At 59.3% G+C, this 16,985-nt stretch carries 10 protein-coding genes; 5 read left to right on the top strand and 5 right to left on the bottom strand.

What is annotated here, in order from left to right:
• Positions 1-96: 96 nt before the first annotated feature.
• The 5 genes from PYK22_RS16335 to PYK22_RS03635 form a co-directional block, all read right to left on the bottom strand.
• Positions 97-2,298 (bottom strand): ABC transporter permease, encoded by a 2,202-nt coding sequence (locus tag PYK22_RS16335; protein WP_060635303.1) that lies wholly within the window; start codon positions 2,296-2,298, stop codon positions 97-99.
• Positions 2,295-4,871 (bottom strand): alkaline phosphatase family protein, encoded by a 2,577-nt coding sequence (locus PYK22_RS03650; protein WP_041974608.1) that lies wholly within the window; start codon positions 4,869-4,871, stop codon positions 2,295-2,297. The genes PYK22_RS16335 and PYK22_RS03650 overlap by 4 nt, the downstream gene beginning before the upstream one ends.
• 64 nt (positions 4,872-4,935) lie before the next feature.
• Complete coding sequence (locus tag PYK22_RS03645) at positions 4,936-7,086, bottom strand: hypothetical protein (RefSeq protein WP_041974606.1); 2,151 nt, start codon at positions 7,084-7,086, stop codon at positions 4,936-4,938.
• Positions 7,087-7,269: 183 nt separating this feature from the next.
• A complete protein-coding gene (locus PYK22_RS03640) occupies positions 7,270-8,970 on the bottom strand; it encodes a glycosyltransferase family 39 protein (protein WP_041974604.1) in 1,701 nt (566 codons plus the stop codon).
• Between the two features lie 140 nt (positions 8,971-9,110).
• A complete protein-coding gene (locus PYK22_RS03635; protein WP_157770647.1) occupies positions 9,111-10,643 on the bottom strand; it encodes a trypsin-like peptidase domain-containing protein in 1,533 nt (510 codons plus the stop codon).
• Positions 10,644-10,873: 230 nt separating this feature from the next.
• Here PYK22_RS03635 and PYK22_RS03630 point away from each other — a divergent pair, with 230 nt between their 5' ends.
• From PYK22_RS03630 to PYK22_RS03610, 5 genes are all read left to right on the top strand, one after another.
• A complete protein-coding gene (locus PYK22_RS03630) occupies positions 10,874-12,262 on the top strand; it encodes a M16 family metallopeptidase (RefSeq protein WP_041974600.1) in 1,389 nt (462 codons plus the stop codon).
• A complete protein-coding gene (locus PYK22_RS03625) occupies positions 12,259-13,788 on the top strand; it encodes a M16 family metallopeptidase (protein WP_060635302.1) in 1,530 nt (509 codons plus the stop codon). The genes PYK22_RS03630 and PYK22_RS03625 overlap by 4 nt, the downstream gene beginning before the upstream one ends.
• A complete protein-coding gene (locus PYK22_RS03620) occupies positions 13,785-14,363 on the top strand; it encodes a hypothetical protein (RefSeq protein WP_157770646.1) in 579 nt (192 codons plus the stop codon). Before PYK22_RS03625 ends, PYK22_RS03620 begins: the two co-directional genes overlap by 4 nt.
• 147 nt (positions 14,364-14,510) lie before the next feature.
• Positions 14,511-15,173, top strand: a complete 663-nt coding sequence (locus PYK22_RS03615) for an HAD family hydrolase (protein WP_211197603.1) — start codon at positions 14,511-14,513, stop codon at positions 15,171-15,173.
• A gap of 144 nt (positions 15,174-15,317) precedes the next feature.
• On the top strand, positions 15,318-16,916 hold the full coding sequence (locus PYK22_RS03610; protein ID WP_041974594.1) for a lactate racemase domain-containing protein: 1,599 nt from the start codon (positions 15,318-15,320) through the stop codon (positions 16,914-16,916).
• Positions 16,917-16,985: the final 69 nt, after the last annotated feature.

Here is a 16,985-nt window from a genome sequence, read left to right as displayed (position 1 = left end):
AACTGAGGCCTCCCGTCGAGTTTTGTTCAAACTTTGAACAAGTTAGCTCAAAACCGCCCGAGGATCAAGTGGCGAACCGGCCAAGCCGCAAACTGCCTACTCGTAGCTCAGCGCCTGGACCGGATCCTGTCGCGCCGCGCGCAGCGCCGGATAGAGCGCGCCGACTATCCCACCCACCACACCGATCAAGGCGGCGACAGCGACCCAGCGTAGTTCGATCTCTACGACCAAGGACGTGGCTCGCATCACGGCGGCGCGTGCCAGCAGCGTCAGAATCAACCCGAAGATGATCCCCAAGACGCTGACGAGCAGCGCCTCCTGTTCTATGACCCACGCGATCTGCGCGTTCGACATCCCGAGCGATTTGAGGATGCCGATCTGGCGCGTGCGTTCCGTCACCGTCGTGTACATCGCCAGCAATACGACCAGAAAGCTGATGATCGCGGCGATAGCGACGACCACCTCGATGAAGATATTCAACGCCGGGACGCTCGTCGTATAAAGTTCCGGCAGGTCGCGCGTGAAGATGATTTGGTCTTCGGGGAAACGCTCGTGAATGCGCGCGGCCACTCTCTCCTGTTCGGCTGGATTCTCACACGCGACGAGGATGGCCGTGCAACGGCCTTCGCTTCCGACCTGCTCTTGCATGGTTTTGAGAGGGATTTTAACGCGCGCGCCGTTAGGCGGTTCGTAGACGCCGACGATGCGGAACGGGCGATCATAAAGCTGGATCGTCGCGCCGATCCCTGCGCGCCGCTGCTCCTGCCAAACGGTATCGACGATCGCTTCATCGCCCGCCTCGTTCAATCCGCGTCCTTCGACGATATGTAGGTTGGCGATCGCGGCATATTTTTCGAACGGGATGCCATCGACGAGTCGCATTCCGAAACCCGTGTCGCTGCTTACGGTGCTTTGACCGATCGGCACGGCGGCGCGCACACCCTCGATCTTCTCGATCTCTTCGGCGCGCGAGACGGGCAGCAGGAAAGGCTCCGATCCGCTCAAACCGAAGGTCCCCGAAGCGCGCACCATGATCTCGGCGCCCATATTGGCTTCGCGGCGCGCGCGCTCTTGCAAAAGGCCGTGGGCCAGACCGACGGTGAACGTGATCAGCAAGACGCCGATCGCGATGCCGAGGATGCTCGTGAACGTGCGTGCAGGTCTATGCGCGAGATTCGACAAAACCAGATTATCCATAGCCCTTCTCAGCCGTGGGTGTTTTGCGGCGAGTCTTTCGAGCGCGCCGAGCCCGGCCCGCCACATGAGGACCAGCAATCCGATGCTGGTCCAGAAGACCATGCCCGCTTTGCGGGCTAAAGCGAGCGTGACGCCCGTCGCGGCAGCGAATCCGAGGGCGCGCAGGATGACTTCCGTGCCGCCTTCGTAGACCCCGATCGTTGCCGGGACGAAGCCGAAGGCGAAGTTTATCACCTTCGTGAGCGACTCGATGATATAGGCGGCAGCGATCTTGGGGCTCGCGCCGAGCAGATCAAGGATAAAATAGACTTCGAAGACGCTGGAAGCGTGCGACAGCAGATCTAAGAAGACGATCGCCAGAAAGGCGCCGCGGCGATGCGTGTAGAAATCATAAACGCTCGCCTCGATCTGGCGGACGTGTTCGCTTCGCTCACGAATCAGTTTGCGTCCCACTCCGGTGCGCCCGAGCCGCGCCAGCAACCAGGTGACCGGCATGATGCGATGGCGCAAAGCCAATGACGCGACGATGAGCGCGGCGCCCATACACACGACGATGCTGATGAGCGCATAACCGATGACGGGCGGCACGGTGTAGTTTGCTAACATCACGCAAGCGCCGCTCAAGATGAAGAGAGCAACCGACAGGTTGTAGAGGATGTTATCGACGATGAGCGCTTGAACGCTATGAACCAATGGGACCGTGCGCCGCAAAAGCGCGGCCTTCGTCGCTTCACCGAGCAGCGGTCCCGTGAACGTCAGAAAAGTTATCGCTTCGCCGCCCAAACGCGCGGCAAACGCCTGCCCGAAGGTGAACTGGCGATGCGTCGGTTCGATCGCGGTCCGCAGAGCCTGCGTGCGCAAGACGTGTCGCAATCCGCTAATGGCGAGGATGGGGAAAAAGCCGATGCCGATGCTGGCGAGCGCGTCGAAGATCGGTCCAACGCCAACGCGGTGGATGACATAAGCGAGAAGAGCGGCGCCGAAAGCGAAGGCGATCAGTTGCAATCGCGCGATGGAACGGCGCGCGATCGGCCCCGGCTGCTCGCTGCGTCCCGTCGCTTTCTGCCGTTCAGCCCCTTTTACGCTCTTTGCGGAAATCAACGCTCTCCCCCGGTCGCGACGGGCTGCGGTCGCACCTTCGCGTCGCTAAAAAGCTCTTGAATCACTCTTCCCGGAAAAGGACGGAAACCGCGCCTCCAAAGGACGGGGACGGGCTGCCCGGCGCGCATCTGTCCCGTCAGAGCCATCATCGTCGGCACGAAGCTCAGGCTATCGTAAGGCTCCTCGATGACCAAGCCGCGCGGGATGCCGGTCCGCTCGCCGCCCGCGATCATCAAAGTCGCGTGCGTCGAAACGCGATAGAACGAACCGTGATTTCCGCCCGGATTGAAACCGCGCACGTCGAAGTTCCAATGGAAGCTGGCATGAATGAAAAGATCGGTCTCGACTAATCGGCGCTGACGTGCACGAAAGCGACGGATCAAGCGCTCATCGGCAGAAAGCCCCGGAGCATCTTGATCGAGCATGGGGGCGAGATGGCGCGCGAACTGTTCATGAAGACCGATCAGCGCGTTCGCATACTTCGTCAAGTGAAGCGCGCGCAACCATTCGAGATCCGTGTGCCAAGCGCTCAGCCAAGCGGATCTATTCGCCCCCGCGGGAAGGCGTAAATTCTCATCTTCCCAAATTTTGAGCGGCAACCCAGTACGCCACGCGATCCGATCGAAAGTCACTGTGCCGTCAGCCCGCTCTCTCAAATGCGCGATCGGCACGTAGCGCAATTCCAATTCGCCGTCGGCGCGCGTGCGCCCCAAAATCAACGCCTGCGCCTCCTCGCCGCCGTAAAGCCAGATCGCATCGTCCGCCCGCAGATCGTCATCCGCCAAGAGCTCAGCCGGGATGCGCGCGGCGAGGAAATCTATCGGATGATCGCTCAAACCGGGTTGCACGTTATTTCGCACGCTGATGGCATGCAGCGTTTTGAAATAATCTATCCGCTTGAAGCTTCGCGTCCAATCGAGCGTGCCGTCCGGCGCGAGCGCGAGGCCATCCGGCCCGAGTCCGACGATGTAGTTCTGCAGCTGATGGATCGTATTTTGATCGCCCATCGCGCGCGGGGCGATCAGATCCTCGATCTTCACGGCGCGCGGAGTGAAAGCGTCGCGCCGCAAATTCAGCAGATTGCGCAACGTGCGCGCGTAAGCCGCGTACTCGCGCTCGTCATCCATCCACGAATCGAGACGCGCCAACTCGCGACGCGACTCCTGATCAAGCCCTTTATCGCGATCTTCCTTGGTCCACTTTTTAGGTTGCGCTTCGACGATGGCGCGTTGGCGCTCGATCAAACGATGCAAGGCGCCGAGTTCCTCTTCGAGTTCTCTGAGCGTCTGTGTCCATTTAGCGCGATTGCGTTCGATGATCGAAAAGAGAGCTTCGCTCGCCGCGCGCCTGACCGCCGGCGCGAGATCGTCGCGCTTCAACTGTTGCAACAGGATGTGGAGCGCGTTGAGGTCGCTATTGCGAAGATGGATCGCGGCGCGCTCGTTGCCATCGAAATCGACGAGCGCCGTCGGATAGGTCGTGCTCTGCCCTTTGAGGTAGTACGAGTCCGACGTGGTCGTCACGATCCACGAGACTATCGGGTAGATGCCCTTGATCGCGTAATCGTTCAGTAGCCTCCGTTTCGTCACGACGTGGTGTCCGCCGCCTTCGGCGCTCGCCAGATACTTCACCAGATTGAAACCCTGACTATAGACCTTCTCATCAGAATTCGTCCCATGATCGGAGACGAGGACGAGCGCCGTCTCCGAAGCCAACGGGGATCTTTCGATCGCAACCCAGATCCGACCCACGAGCGCATCTATCTCCTGCAAGGCCGCGAGATGCGATTCGCGGTCGCGGTTATGATGCGTCCGATGATCGAAATCCGAGTTGTAGATATCGAGATAGCGTATGCGCGGATTTCGCAGCTTCTCCAATAGCTCTCGCTCCATCTGCTCGTAGAGGATGCTGCGCGCATCGAATCCGATGGTCCACTCATCGAGCAATTGGCGCGGGCTGCGCGAAGTGAACCTGTTTTGTAAACCGCGTTGCAAAGCGGTCCAACGCACGCCGCGTTGATAAAGCTGGAATCCCATGAAACGCTCGTCATACGGATAGGCGTCGAGAAGCAAAGGGATGCCAAGCTCATCGAGCACTTCCGGTCCGGGCATGTCCACGCGCTGGCCCACCGCGTTCGCGAGATAGAACGGGATGAAATTCAGGTAGTCGTATATGTGCATCGTGTAGCGATCGAACTCGACGTTGCCTTTGATTTGCAGATGCTGGCCCGTATCGAGCAGCGACCACGATGGCGCCGAAAGGCTCATCCCGCGCACGTAGAAGTTGGCGAGTCGCGTCCCGCGTTCGTAGAAGACATATTTGATCCACGGCAACGCGCTTTTGCCCGTCCGCGGATCCGTCTCGCGGACGAATCGATCGACCATCTCGAAGGGCAAGCCGTCGACTTTGATGACGACCAAGCGCTTGACCTGCTGGCCGAACGCCACAGAAGGTGCAAGCAAAAGCAGCGCGATGATCAGGTGGAGTTTGAGGGAAGCGCGCCCCGCATCTAGGAGATCGGAGGCGACACGTCCGCGCGTTCGTTTATGACTGATCTCAAATGCTCCACGCATCCTTACCATTCCGCCAACGCCGCACCAGAACGAAGACCGCTCCCCGCCGCGCTACCGACAGATTTCACGGCGCCAGTTGAAGCATCGTCATCACCGCACGCGCATCGGACGACGAGATGCTCTGTCGCTCACGCATCGCGGCGATCAGATATTGCGCCGTCAAGATGCGCCAGCGCTCTTCCGTCTGGCCATTACGATAGATCTTCAGAAGCTCATTCTTCGCCGTCTCGTTGTTGATGCGGTAAAGGCAACGCAGAGAAAGCGCGCGCGCAATTTCATCTTCAGTCCCATTGAAGATGCGCGCTACGGCGCGCGCCGTCTCCCCATCAGCTTTCGCCCCATGATCGGCGATGTAGCTGAGGGAACGGCGAACGTCCTCGATGCGCCAAACGACTTCGACGCGCGGCGTCGAAGAGGCCACCTCGCGCAAGAACCTTCGATGATAAGCCAAACGGCGCGCCCCATCGAGTTCGGCGCGCAAGTCCGGCGCATCCTCGCTATGTTTGTATAAGCCCAAACTGGCGATGTTGGCTAACCGGAAGAGCGCTTTGGCGGCCCGCCCGTGCCTGAAAGCAGACAACTCGGCGCGCCGATCCTTCTCCAGTCGGGCAGCTAAACCGTCGGATCGTTGCGCGTAGTCGAGAAGCGCCGCATATTGCTGTCGCGCGATGCGGATTTCGGCATCCGCTCCGTTATCGAGCGGGTTGAGCGAGACGCTCTCCAAACGCTCTTCGATCTCGTGGCGTAATTGCGGCGCAAGTCTCGCGTCGAAAGCGAGAAGCAGTTTTAATTGCGAATAGGAACGCAAGCGTGACGGTTGATTGATGTCCATGCCGCGCCTTCCGGTGACGAAATCGTATGCGGCGCGGCCCAGAAAATAGTAGATATCGCCGAAGCGCGAGACCTGCAACACGTTGCGCGCTACGTCATCGAGCGAGCGGCGCGACATCTCACGCCGTTTAGGGTTCAAGCGATCGCGGAGATCTACCAGCAAGATCGGGATCTTTGGATGGTCCAGCCCGTAGACGGCCAGCGGGATCATCTCCGCCCGCCGCGCGACGCTCGGATCGCCATCAGTCACACGCCTGTTCTCTCGATCGAAGCACCACGTCTCAGTGTACCCACGCCACTTAAGCAGATCATCGTCACGCCAAGGGTTGGCGATATTCAAAAAGCGTCCATCGAACCTCCGCCCGCGATTCTTTCTCAAATCCTCGCGCGCGACCCAGAGGATCGCATGCGTCTCGCTTCCATCTGGCATTCGCAGCGGTTCGAAATACAACCCCTCGGCCTCGGCGCGTTGCCGCAACAACTCCCAGTTGTGACCGCGCACATCGCGCCAATATGTGTTCTGCTTCTGATAAGCCCGTTCCAGATAGATATCGTCGACTATCCCACCGAAGAGTTTCTGAGCGAGCGCCAAACGGGCTTGAATGTCGTGTAACTCGACCGGGCTGAGCGCCTTATCCTTCGGCTCATAAAGCGAGAGCACAGCCAAAGCGCGCAGTTGATGCGCGAGCTTGTAGTCATCCACGTTGCGTTTGAAAGTGCGCGCCGTCGCGCGCGCGCTGAAGCCGTAAGAATCGAGGAAAAGCGTACGGAGAGCGAGCCAAAAGGCGCGGTCCCAAGTCTGGCGCGCCGGATCGGCTAAATCGAGCACGGGACGCGGCACGGTCTGTTTCGCATGCGTGTTCCCCAGTCGCGCATAGAGGAAGGGCGTTGCTGCTGCCGCCAATTGCAAGATATCGGGCCGAGCATAGGTGTGCGCCCAGACGTAGCGCAACCGATCGTTATCCGGGTCCGCATCGCCCAAGGTGTCGCGCAAGACGCTGACCAGCGGGATCTCCTCCACCTTCCCGTGCGAATCGCGCGCGCGTCCGAAGATGGTCAGCAGTTCCGCCCCTCCCGGGACCGGCACCGTTTCGAGGCGCAGTCTCTTCCCCTCGGTCGCGGCCTTTTCCGAAGAATCTGCAGCGCCCTCACCCGCCGCATCATCATCAAACGTCGAGTTGACGGGCAGCGGCAAATCTTCGACCGGATCAAGCAACTTCAAGCTCGAAGGCGAAACGGACGACGGATTGGGCAATCCTTCGCCCTGAGGTTCACGCAAGATCTCTTGAGCATGCGGCGAATCGCCGAAAATAGCGAAAAGGCTGAGACACGCGAGAAGGATGAACGCACGCTGTCGATCACATCTCCGAAAAACGCTCAACATAAGCCACCCTGCAAGCGAAAAGCTTCAATTGTCGCGCTAGCTCTGCACCGCGCTATTTGCCGCTCCCATCTGATGCGCGACAATTTAGCACAAACCTTAAGCAAACCACATTCCACCAACCACACCGGGCGTCGGGGACTAGAAGGCTGCGAGCCGTGAGATGGTTGACCTGAGCAGTGAGGTTTACCGAATGGGACCGCCGAGCCCTTTCAAGCGTTGCAAGGTCGTTTCCTCCATGACGAAGATGTAGGCCGATGGCACAGCGCCGAGCGTTATAGTATGCGCCGGGACCGCTTCTTCCGATAGATATCGGGATATCGCCTCGTTGCTGAAATAGCGGCGTCCGCGCGCGATGATCACGAGATCACCCGCCTTGAGCTGCGCGACCGCCCCTTGATCAGAAAGAGAGCGCGATCGCACATCGCCGCGCCCGGCGAGCGACAGATAATGCGCCATCAATCCCGGAGTCTCGCTCAACACCATCACGTCGCGCGGCGCATTGACGGCAATCCACCCTGCCACATCGCGCACGCTCGCATCGTAGAATTCATCATGGGGGAAATAGCTCCCCGCCCGTTCCATGCCGCCTCCGAGCGCATTCGTGAACAGACGGTAATGGGGCGCGACGCGGATCGCAGCCGAGAGCGAAGCGCTGATCACCACCAGAGCGATGCCCGAACTGACAGCGGTGGACCTATTCGCCAACCAAGTGACGCGGCGCGCGATCGATCGCGCGCCAGTTTCCACTCCTAGAGCGGCGACGATCAGCACGGCGGGAAGCGCGACCGTAAAGTAGCGGGTGAACTTTCCGCCGAGCAGTGTGAACGGGAAGAACCAGAAGAAGAGCCAGAAGATCACGAACAACCGGCCATCGCCGAGCCTTCTAGTGAAAAGCGCCGGCAAACCGACGATGAAGGCAAGGAGCGTCAGGATGGGAAGCTTTACGCCGATAAACACATAGTAGAAGGTCCACGGCACGCCTTTCAGCCAAAGCGACATCTGGTTGTGATAAAGATGGCCCATGAACTCGTAGGCGTCGTGTCCGATGCGACTTTCCTCGGCGAACGTGCGCATCTCGCGCCACGTGTCGGGTAAGAGGATCGCCGGATTGCACAGCAGAAAGACGCCTCCCAGCACGATGAAGAAGAGCAACCAACGACGCTTCCCCAAACGCCAACGAGTTTCCGGCAATTCTTGGAAAGCATGATAATACCCGGCGCTCACCGCCAGAAAGTGCGGGATATATTTCGAAGCGAGCATGGCGCCGAAAGCGGCGGCGGTCGCCCAATAGAACGGTTCAGGATCGCGCGTTTGCGTCTCGGCCGCGCGTTGCCCTCTTAACCAGAAGATATTCGCCAAGAGGAAAAAGAAGAGGAAGAAGGTATCTTCCTTGGCGATGCGATTGAACCCGATAGCCGTCGGATCAAAAGCCCACAGCGCGGCGGCGATCAAGGCTGGACCAGAACCGAAAAGCTCCGCGGTGAGGATGAAGATCAATGGCGCCGAAAGGGCGCCGAGGATGCTTCCGGGCAGACGAAGCGCCGATTCGGTTGGGATCTTCAGCGAAGGATGGGCTTGGACCGTTTGCGTGCGATTCCAACGCTCCGCGAGGATCACGCTGAAAGTCAAGATCCCCTTCATCAACATCGGGTGCTCGCCGTTGACTGAAGTGATTCCCCAGCGTCGATACTCTTCGACCGCGCGCAGTTTGTTGAGTTCGTCCTCGCTTAAACCTTCGGCGCTCAATCGATACGCGCGCAGCATGAATCCGCCGAGCGCGATCAGGACGAGCAACGAAATGACGAGCGCGCGACCGATCGTATATCCCTCGCGTCGCGCTTGGCGTTCGCCGATCGCTATGGCACTGGTCGCTGGAACGAACAAGGCTAGGGTCGCATCTCCTCAATCCGAGAAATCCAACCGGATCATCAAAAGCGGCAAGGTTAACTTGTGAACGAGTCCGTAGTCAAAGCGCGCGCCGCGCCTTTCGCTCTTTCGATCGCCCCGGCGCAAGCGGCCCACGGCTATCTTACGGCGTTGAAATTTGCTTGCGGCGCATGCCAGCCCGCGCGTTCGAGAAGCGGCTTGGCGTAACGGATCGGCACGGCGAAATTCGATGCCGTGTTCTCTGTGAAGATAGCAAAATTGATCCCGATCACCTTACCCGATGGACCGAAGACCGGCGCGCCCGAACCGCCTTCCGCGGTGCGCGCGTCGTAGGCGATACGCCGCACGCTCAGATCGGTGATGTTGCCTTGTGTCGTCAGCGGCGTGATCAGATTGCGCGAGGCGAAGTAAGCGAGCAAGGCTTCGAGCGAGGTATAACGCATCTGAATGCTCCGCGCCTCGACTTCAGGCAACGTGGCGAGTAAGCGATCAGGCCCGGATGGATAACCGATCATGACGACCGGTTTGCCGACGGTCACCGAATCAGCGCTGAAGTCCAGAGGCAACGCGGGCAGATTGGCCGGCACTTCGTCCAATTTGCATACGGCGATATCTTCGTGCTGCGCAACTTGACGCACGCGCAAAGCGATCGGCTGCTGCCGTCTGGGGAAGAAAGCGAGCAACTTGATCAAGCGGGGCCGCCCGGCGGTCGTTCCCTGCAAAGATACCAACCGTTCATCGGAACTCCACGGCTGGACCACATGCCGATTCGTTAGGACGTAACCGCCGCCGACGTGAAAGCCCGTCCCCGTAAACCAGAACTCTGCGACGGAGCCTGAGCCTTCCGGCGAAAGCAGATCCTGCCCGTTGCCGTTCTCTTCGGAAGTCGAACCGGACGAGCGTAGAGGCCGATTCGTCACCGGATCGACGAGCACATAGGAACCGTAGATCATACAGACGCCGGCGCTATAATCGCTCCACACCTTGGTCGCCAGCGATTGACTGTTAAGCAAAGCGCGATTTGTCCTGTCGAGTTGCGTGATCTGCTGATTGTTCTGCTCGAGCTGCTTCTGCAGCTCGACGAGGCGCGCCTGCTGGTCGTTGATCAATCGCCGACTGTTGCGCAGCTCCCTATAGGCCGCGAATCCCAAGTAGAGCAGTCCGCCGATGAACGTGACCGTGAGCGCCAAGATGAGAAGCTTGGTGACGGGACTGATCTCGCGGATCAACTCGCGCGTGAACTCGCGCAAGAATACTTTAGCGTCGTCACGACGTTCGGTAGCCGCAGCTTCCAACGCCGCCTGTTCGATGAACGGAGCGACGTGTACATCGCGCGAGGCGAGTGCCGGGGGTAACGAGCGCAGAGAGAAGAAATGCAGTGTGAGAGCCGAATCGCCGATCCTCAGCTCGTCGCCATCGTTGATGATCGAATCGGAAGCGAGCGGCCCTCCGTTATGTTTGATGTCGAGCGTCGGATCGTAATCGGCTATGCGGTAGTGTCCGTTGGCGCGCGCGATCTCTAGGATCGTGCCCGTGGCCGAGGGCGCCAGAGAAGGCGGGAGTCGTAAGTCGCAATGCTCCCCCGATCCGATCTTGATGCGATCCTGCGTTAGAATCTCCGTGAGCCTTGCGCCGCCCGCTTCGACGTGAATGACCAGACCACTTGCCATCTCGACTTCCGCCGATGAACCGGACAAACTTCAGCTTCGGTTCTCCGGCCCCGAACCGCCTTTCAAGCTAAATTCTAGCCGATCGGCCAAGCAAACGAAAGACGGGATCGCAACTTCCTGCAACTTTTCGCTCCCGCTCTTCGTACAATGCACGCTCGAAGTACAACACCGGCGCGGAAATCGCGCATCCAAATCGGCAAAGAACCATTGAGAGGAGAATCCGGTCACCGATGCGCTTCGTCAAGCTGCCGTTCTCTCTGCTCCTCAGCATGATGCTCAGCTACCAAGCGTTCAGCGAACCGATGCCGCGACGAAACGATCTTGAGACCGACAACGTTCCGAAGATCGATTACCGTCTGCGCACGCTGGCGAACGGATTGCGCGTCGTCAGCGTCGAGGACCACTCGAGTCCGACGGTCGCCATTCAAGTCTGGTACCACGTTGGCTCGAAAGACGATCCCGAGGGGCGCAGCGGTTTCGCCCACCTGTTCGAGCACATGATGTTCAAAAGCACGAAGAACATGAAGGACGAGATGATGGATCGGTTGACGGAAGACGTCGGCGGATTCAACAACGCTTTCACCGCCGATGACGTCACCGTCTATTTCGAAGTCGTCCCGTCAAATTACCTAGAGACGTTGCTTTGGGCCGAAGCCGATCGCCTCGCCTCGCTCAACGTTAACGACGAGAGCTTCAGATCCGAGCGCGAAGTGGTCAAAGAGGAGTTCATGCAAAGCTACGTCGCGCCGCCTTACGGCAAACTCAACCTGCTCATCGAACAACGCTCGTTCATGGTCCACCCTTACCGCCGTCCGGGGATCGGCAATATCGAAGAGCTGAACGCGGCGACGCTCGAAGACGTGCGCCGTTTCCACGCGACCTACTACCGACCCGATAACGCGACGCTCGTCGTCGTCGGCGACTTCGATCCGAAACAGCTCGATGCTTGGGTCGACAAATATTTCGGGCGTATTCCGAAGCCCGCCGCTCCGCTGCCGCGCGTCACGGCGCGTGAGCCGGAGCGGAGCGGAGAGAGGAGGTACATCGAGCACGCGCCCAACGTCCCGCTTCCGGCTATCGCCGTAACCTATCTCGTGCCGCCGCAACGAAGCGATGACGCTTTCGCGCTGCGCGTCGCCGAAGCGGTTCTCGCCGAAGGCGAATCGTCGCGCCTCTATCAGAGGCTCGTCTATGAACGACAACTCGCGCAATTTATCAACGCTAATGCCGATCTGCGCGAAGATCATGGCCTGTTCGTCCTGCGCGTCATACTCGCCAGCGGCAAAGATCCGGCGGAAGCGGAACGCGCTCTATTAGCTGAGATCGAGAAGATGCGAAGCGCGCCGGTCGCGAACGCGGAACTTGAGAAAGCGAAGAACCAATTGCTCGCCGATCTGCTCCGCGAACGCGAGACGAACAACGGCAAGGCGCTCGCCATCGGCGAAGCGACCGTTCTGCTCGGCGACCCGAATCGCGTCAACACGGACATCGCGCGACTGCAAGCCGTAAGCGCCGCCGATGTGCAGCGTGTCATGCAAAGATACTTCACGGATAAAAACCGCGTCATCATCCACTATCTGGCGGAATCGACAAACGCGCAGACGGAGGGCAAAAGATGAAAGATCTTCAGGTCATCCAGATGGGCGCGCGCGCGCGAAAGATCAAAGCTTCTCTCCAAACCATCATGCTCCTCTTCACGCTTTCGTCAACCGATCGTCGCCTCAGCGCTCAGCAGGAGACGCCGCCACCGCCTGGCCCACCGCGCTCGGTCCAGTTCCCGAAACCGGTGGAGAAGACGCTGTCCAATGGCCTGCGCGTCATCGTCGCGTCACGCCCCGAGAGCGTGCCGTTAGTCACAGCCATGTTGATGATCAAAACCGGCGCGGAAGCCGACCCGCCCGAACTCAGCGGTTTGGCTGATATGACGGCTAATCTGCTAGCCAAGGGGACGACGACGCGCTCAGCGCCCGAGATCGCCGAGGCGATCGAAGCGCTCGGCGGATCGCTCGATGCGGGCGCGCGTTGGGACTCTTCGACCATCAGCATCAACGTGCTCTCTTCGCGCCTACCGCAGGCGATGGAGATACTATCCGATGTCGTCCGCCATCCGGTCTTCAAAGAGGAAGAGATCGAGCGGCAGCGAAGACAAACGCTCGACGGGCTTCAAGTGGCGCTTCGTCAGCCCGGCTCGCTCGCGCGCTTCGTTGCGTCGCGCGTCCTTTTCGGCGACGCGCCTTATGCCCATCCCATCTCGGGCACGCTTGAGACCGTTCAAAGGATCGACCGCGATGCGATCGTCCGCTTCCACCGAACCTACTACCGTCCGGACAATGCGGTACTAGTCATCGGCGGGCGGATTTCGCCCGAAGGCGCCTTCGCCCTCGCCGAACGCTTCTTCGGCGATTGGGCGCGCCCGGCCCAACCCTTAACCTCTTCGACGTCGAGCGCGCGGTTGCCCGCTAAATCGCGCATCGTCGTGATCGACAAACCGGATGCGGGGCAAGCCGCCGTGATCTTGGTGCGCGCCGGGATAAAGCGCACGGATGCGGACTATTTCCGCGGCCTCGTCGCTAATTCGGTTCTAGGGGGCGGGTTTTCATCACGTCTCAATCAGGAGATTCGCATCCGCCGCGGCTTGAGCTACGGCGCCAGCAGCGCGCTCGATGTGCGGCGCGATGTCGGACCGTTCATCGCTTCGGCACAAACGAGAAACGAGACGGCAGATGAAGTCGCGGCGCTGATGATCACGGAACTTGAGAGACTGGCTACCGACAATCTTCCAGATGCCGAACTGACGCCGCGCAAAGCGGCGCTGATCGGCAATTTCGCGCGCACCATCGAGACGACCGGCGGGTTGGTCGCCCAGGTCGCCTCGCTTGCGCTTTATGGGTTGCGACTCGACGAGATAAACGACTACATCCGCAACATCCAAGCTATCACCGCCGACGATGTGCAACGATTCACGCGCGAGCGGTTGAATGCCAGCGAAGCCAACATCGTCATCGTCGGGAACGCGCGCTCCTTTCTCGACGATCTGAAGAAACGCTTCCCCAACGTCGAGGTCATCAAAGAGGACGAGCTGGATCTGAACTCCGGCGCGCTGCGCCGCTCTCAAGCGCAAACCGGGAAGGAGGCTGGGCCATGACGTATCGAATGATGCTCCTCTTTTTGACGGCGGTCGTGGCCGCCGCCAACGCCCGCGCGCAGGATCTCACCCTCTACGCGGGGAGCGCGGAAGAACGCGCCGCCGTTGCGGTGCAGAGGCTGACCAATAAGGATGCGCTCGTGCGTCAACGGGCTGCGGAAGAACTGGCGCGTCTGCGCGCAATCAATAAAAGGAAGCTCGTCGAAGGGTATCGCTTGCAAGAGAAGAACAAGCGCGTGCAATTGGCGCTCGATTGGGCGCTTTATCGAATGGGGAAGAGCGAAAACCTCTACGCGATCGTGCGCGCGCTCGACTCGCCGCGCCACAATCAAGCCTATGCCTACCTGATCGAACTCGAATCACCCGAACCGCTCTATCCTATCCTCTCGCGCGTCAACGATAAGACGCAGATTCGCCTGCTCGAAGTGCTGGCGCGGATCGGTGACGCCGAAACCCTCAAGCGGATCGAACCGTTCCTCTCCGCGACCGATGCGCGCATCGCCGATGCGGCGCGTTTTGCCGAGCGCGAGATCAAGCTGCGTCTGGAATCGAGATCATCCCCGAGCGCGCATTGACGGCTCTCATCCCCCAACCGATGGCTGACGGGGGCCATTCGCTACTTCATAAACAACGCGAATTGCGCTAATATTTTCCGACCTACACTAAACCAGGGCGCGTCTGCCGCCCAACTCGACTTTCGGCCATCGTTTGGAGGAGCGATTTTGCGAGCTGCGGCTTTTTACGACCTTGAGGGGACTCTGGTCAGAACGAACCTCGTCCACACGCTCGGCTTCTACGCGCGCAACCAACCGGGCCTGTGGCGAAGTTTCAAGAAGAGCGCAGCGACGTTGCTGAGCATTCCGCTCTTCGCCATCACTGACCAGTACAGTAGGCAGGTCTTTAACACGCTCTTTTTCAAACGCTATCGTGGCGAAACCGAGGACCGGTTGCGTTTCTTCGCCGATGAGCTTTTCGAAAAAGTCTTAAAACCTGCCGTCTATCCGGGCGCATTTGAATTGATCGCCAAATCGCGCCAGCTCGGATTGCGGCAAGTGGTCGTCACCGGCGCGCTTGACATTTCGGTCGCGCCATTGATGAAGTATCTCGGCATCGACGATTACGTCGCCAACCACCTGGAATTTGTCAACGGCGTCGCGACGGGGCGCCTGCTTCCGCCCGTGCTCGCTTCGGCGACCAAGGCTTCGTGGATTCGCGAATATGCCGAGCGCGAAGGGATCAATCTGAACGATTCTTATGCTTACAGCGATTCGATCAGCGATCTACCGATGCTGTCGGTGGTGGGCCACCCGGCAGCCGTCAATCCCGATTTCCGTTTGCGTCAAACGGCGCTTCATCACCACTGGCCCATTCTCGATTTGAGATAGTCGGTCTGGCGCAGATCGCCCGAGCATCTCGGCAGTCGATCTGCGCTTCCGTTTTTTGGAACTCTTCGGGAATTGCGCTTTTCGCTTTTGACGCCCATCACTGGTAATATCTGCGGAACTTGAGGGGAATTTAAGAAGAACCTTATGGCACTTGCGCTCAGACGTAAACTACACGAATCAGTCGTCTACATAGATCGCGACAGCGCGCCGCGCATCATTCCGTCGGGCGAGGATTTCCTGCTCGAAGATCTGCCCGTCGGCACGCGCGTCATCTACCCGAAACCGCCGATCAAGGGGCTGCCCAACCGCGAAGCGGCCATCCGCTACGCGATCAACCACCCGCTCGATTGCGATCCGCTCTACGCGCAGCTCGAACCCGGCATGCGCGTCACCATCGCGCTGGACGATATCTCGCTGCCGCTGCCGCCGATGGCGACGCCCGACGTGCGTCAAACGGTGCTCGAAATACTGCTCGACATGCTTGCTAGCCACGGCGTCACAGATATTCACATCATCATCGCCAACTCGCTTCATCGCAAGATGACGCCTGCCGAGATGAAGCGCATGGTCGGGGCGAAGATCTTCGACGAGTTCTATCCGGACCGCTACTACAACCACGACGCCGAAGATCCTGATGGTCTCGTCTTCATCGGCGAGACTCAACACAAAGAACCTTTGCGCATCAATCGACGCGCGGCTGAGAGCGATCTGCTGATCTACGTCAACATCAATCTCGTGCCGATGGACGGCGGTCATAAATCGGTGGCCGTCGGATTGTGCGATTACGAATCGCTGCGCGCGCATCACGAGCCGCAGACCATACGCGATTCGGATAGCTACTTCGATCCGCAACGTTCGGCGCTCAACCACAAGGTGACGCGACTTGGCAAACTCGTCGATCGCACGCTCAACGTCTTTCACATCGAGACGGCGCTGAACAATCGCATGTACACGGGGCAGATGGACTTTCTGCTGAAGAACGAAGACGACTTCACGTCGTTCGATCGCATGAAGTTCGAGGCCGTGCGTTTCGCCATGAGCAAAATGCCGCGCGCTGCCAAAAGGAAATTGCTTCACTCGATACCGGCCCAGTACGAGATGATCGCCTGTTACGCTGGGCGCACCGAACCGGTTCATGAGAAGATCCTCCAGAAGAATTTCGAGCAATATTCGATCCCCATCAATGGGCAGTGCGACATCCTGATCACCGGCATCCCGCACATCTCGCCCTACAACGTCAACTCGATCTTAAACCCGCTGCTCGTGCAGGTGATGGGTCTCGGCTATTTTCACAACATGTATCGCGGGAAGCCATTGTTGAAAAAAGGCGGCGTGCTCATACTCCATCATCCGTGCTACGACGAATTCGATCACGAGTTTCATCCGAGCTACATCGAATTTTTCAATCGTCTATTGCCGGAAACGCGCGATGCGTTCACCTTGCGCGAGAAGTACGAACGCGAGTTCGCCGAAAATCCGAGTTACATTCAGATGTACCGGCGCGGCCACGCCTATCACGGCGCGCATCCGTTCTTCATGTGGTACTGGGGCGAGAACGGGCGTCAGCATGTCGGGCGCGTGATCGTCGCCGGGGCGGAGAACGCGCATGTTCCCGAAATCCTCGGCTGGGAGCGAGCCGACAATCTGCAAGAGGCGATCGCCATGGCGAGGAGCTATATGGGCCGGTCGGCAGAGATCACCATGCTCCATCAACCTTTGATCGCCGTGTGCGAAGTCGAATGAAAACTGTGCGCGATTTCATCGCCGGGATTGGCATGAGGATTGGGCGCAACTGAGTTTGACATCGGCCTG

Origin of the sequence: Pyrinomonas methylaliphatogenes, from assembly GCF_000820845.2 — a bacterium.
In the GTDB taxonomy this organism is placed as follows: Bacteria; Acidobacteriota; Blastocatellia; order Pyrinomonadales; family Pyrinomonadaceae; genus Pyrinomonas; species Pyrinomonas methylaliphatogenes.
This window is presented reverse-complemented; position numbering and strand designations above follow the sequence as displayed.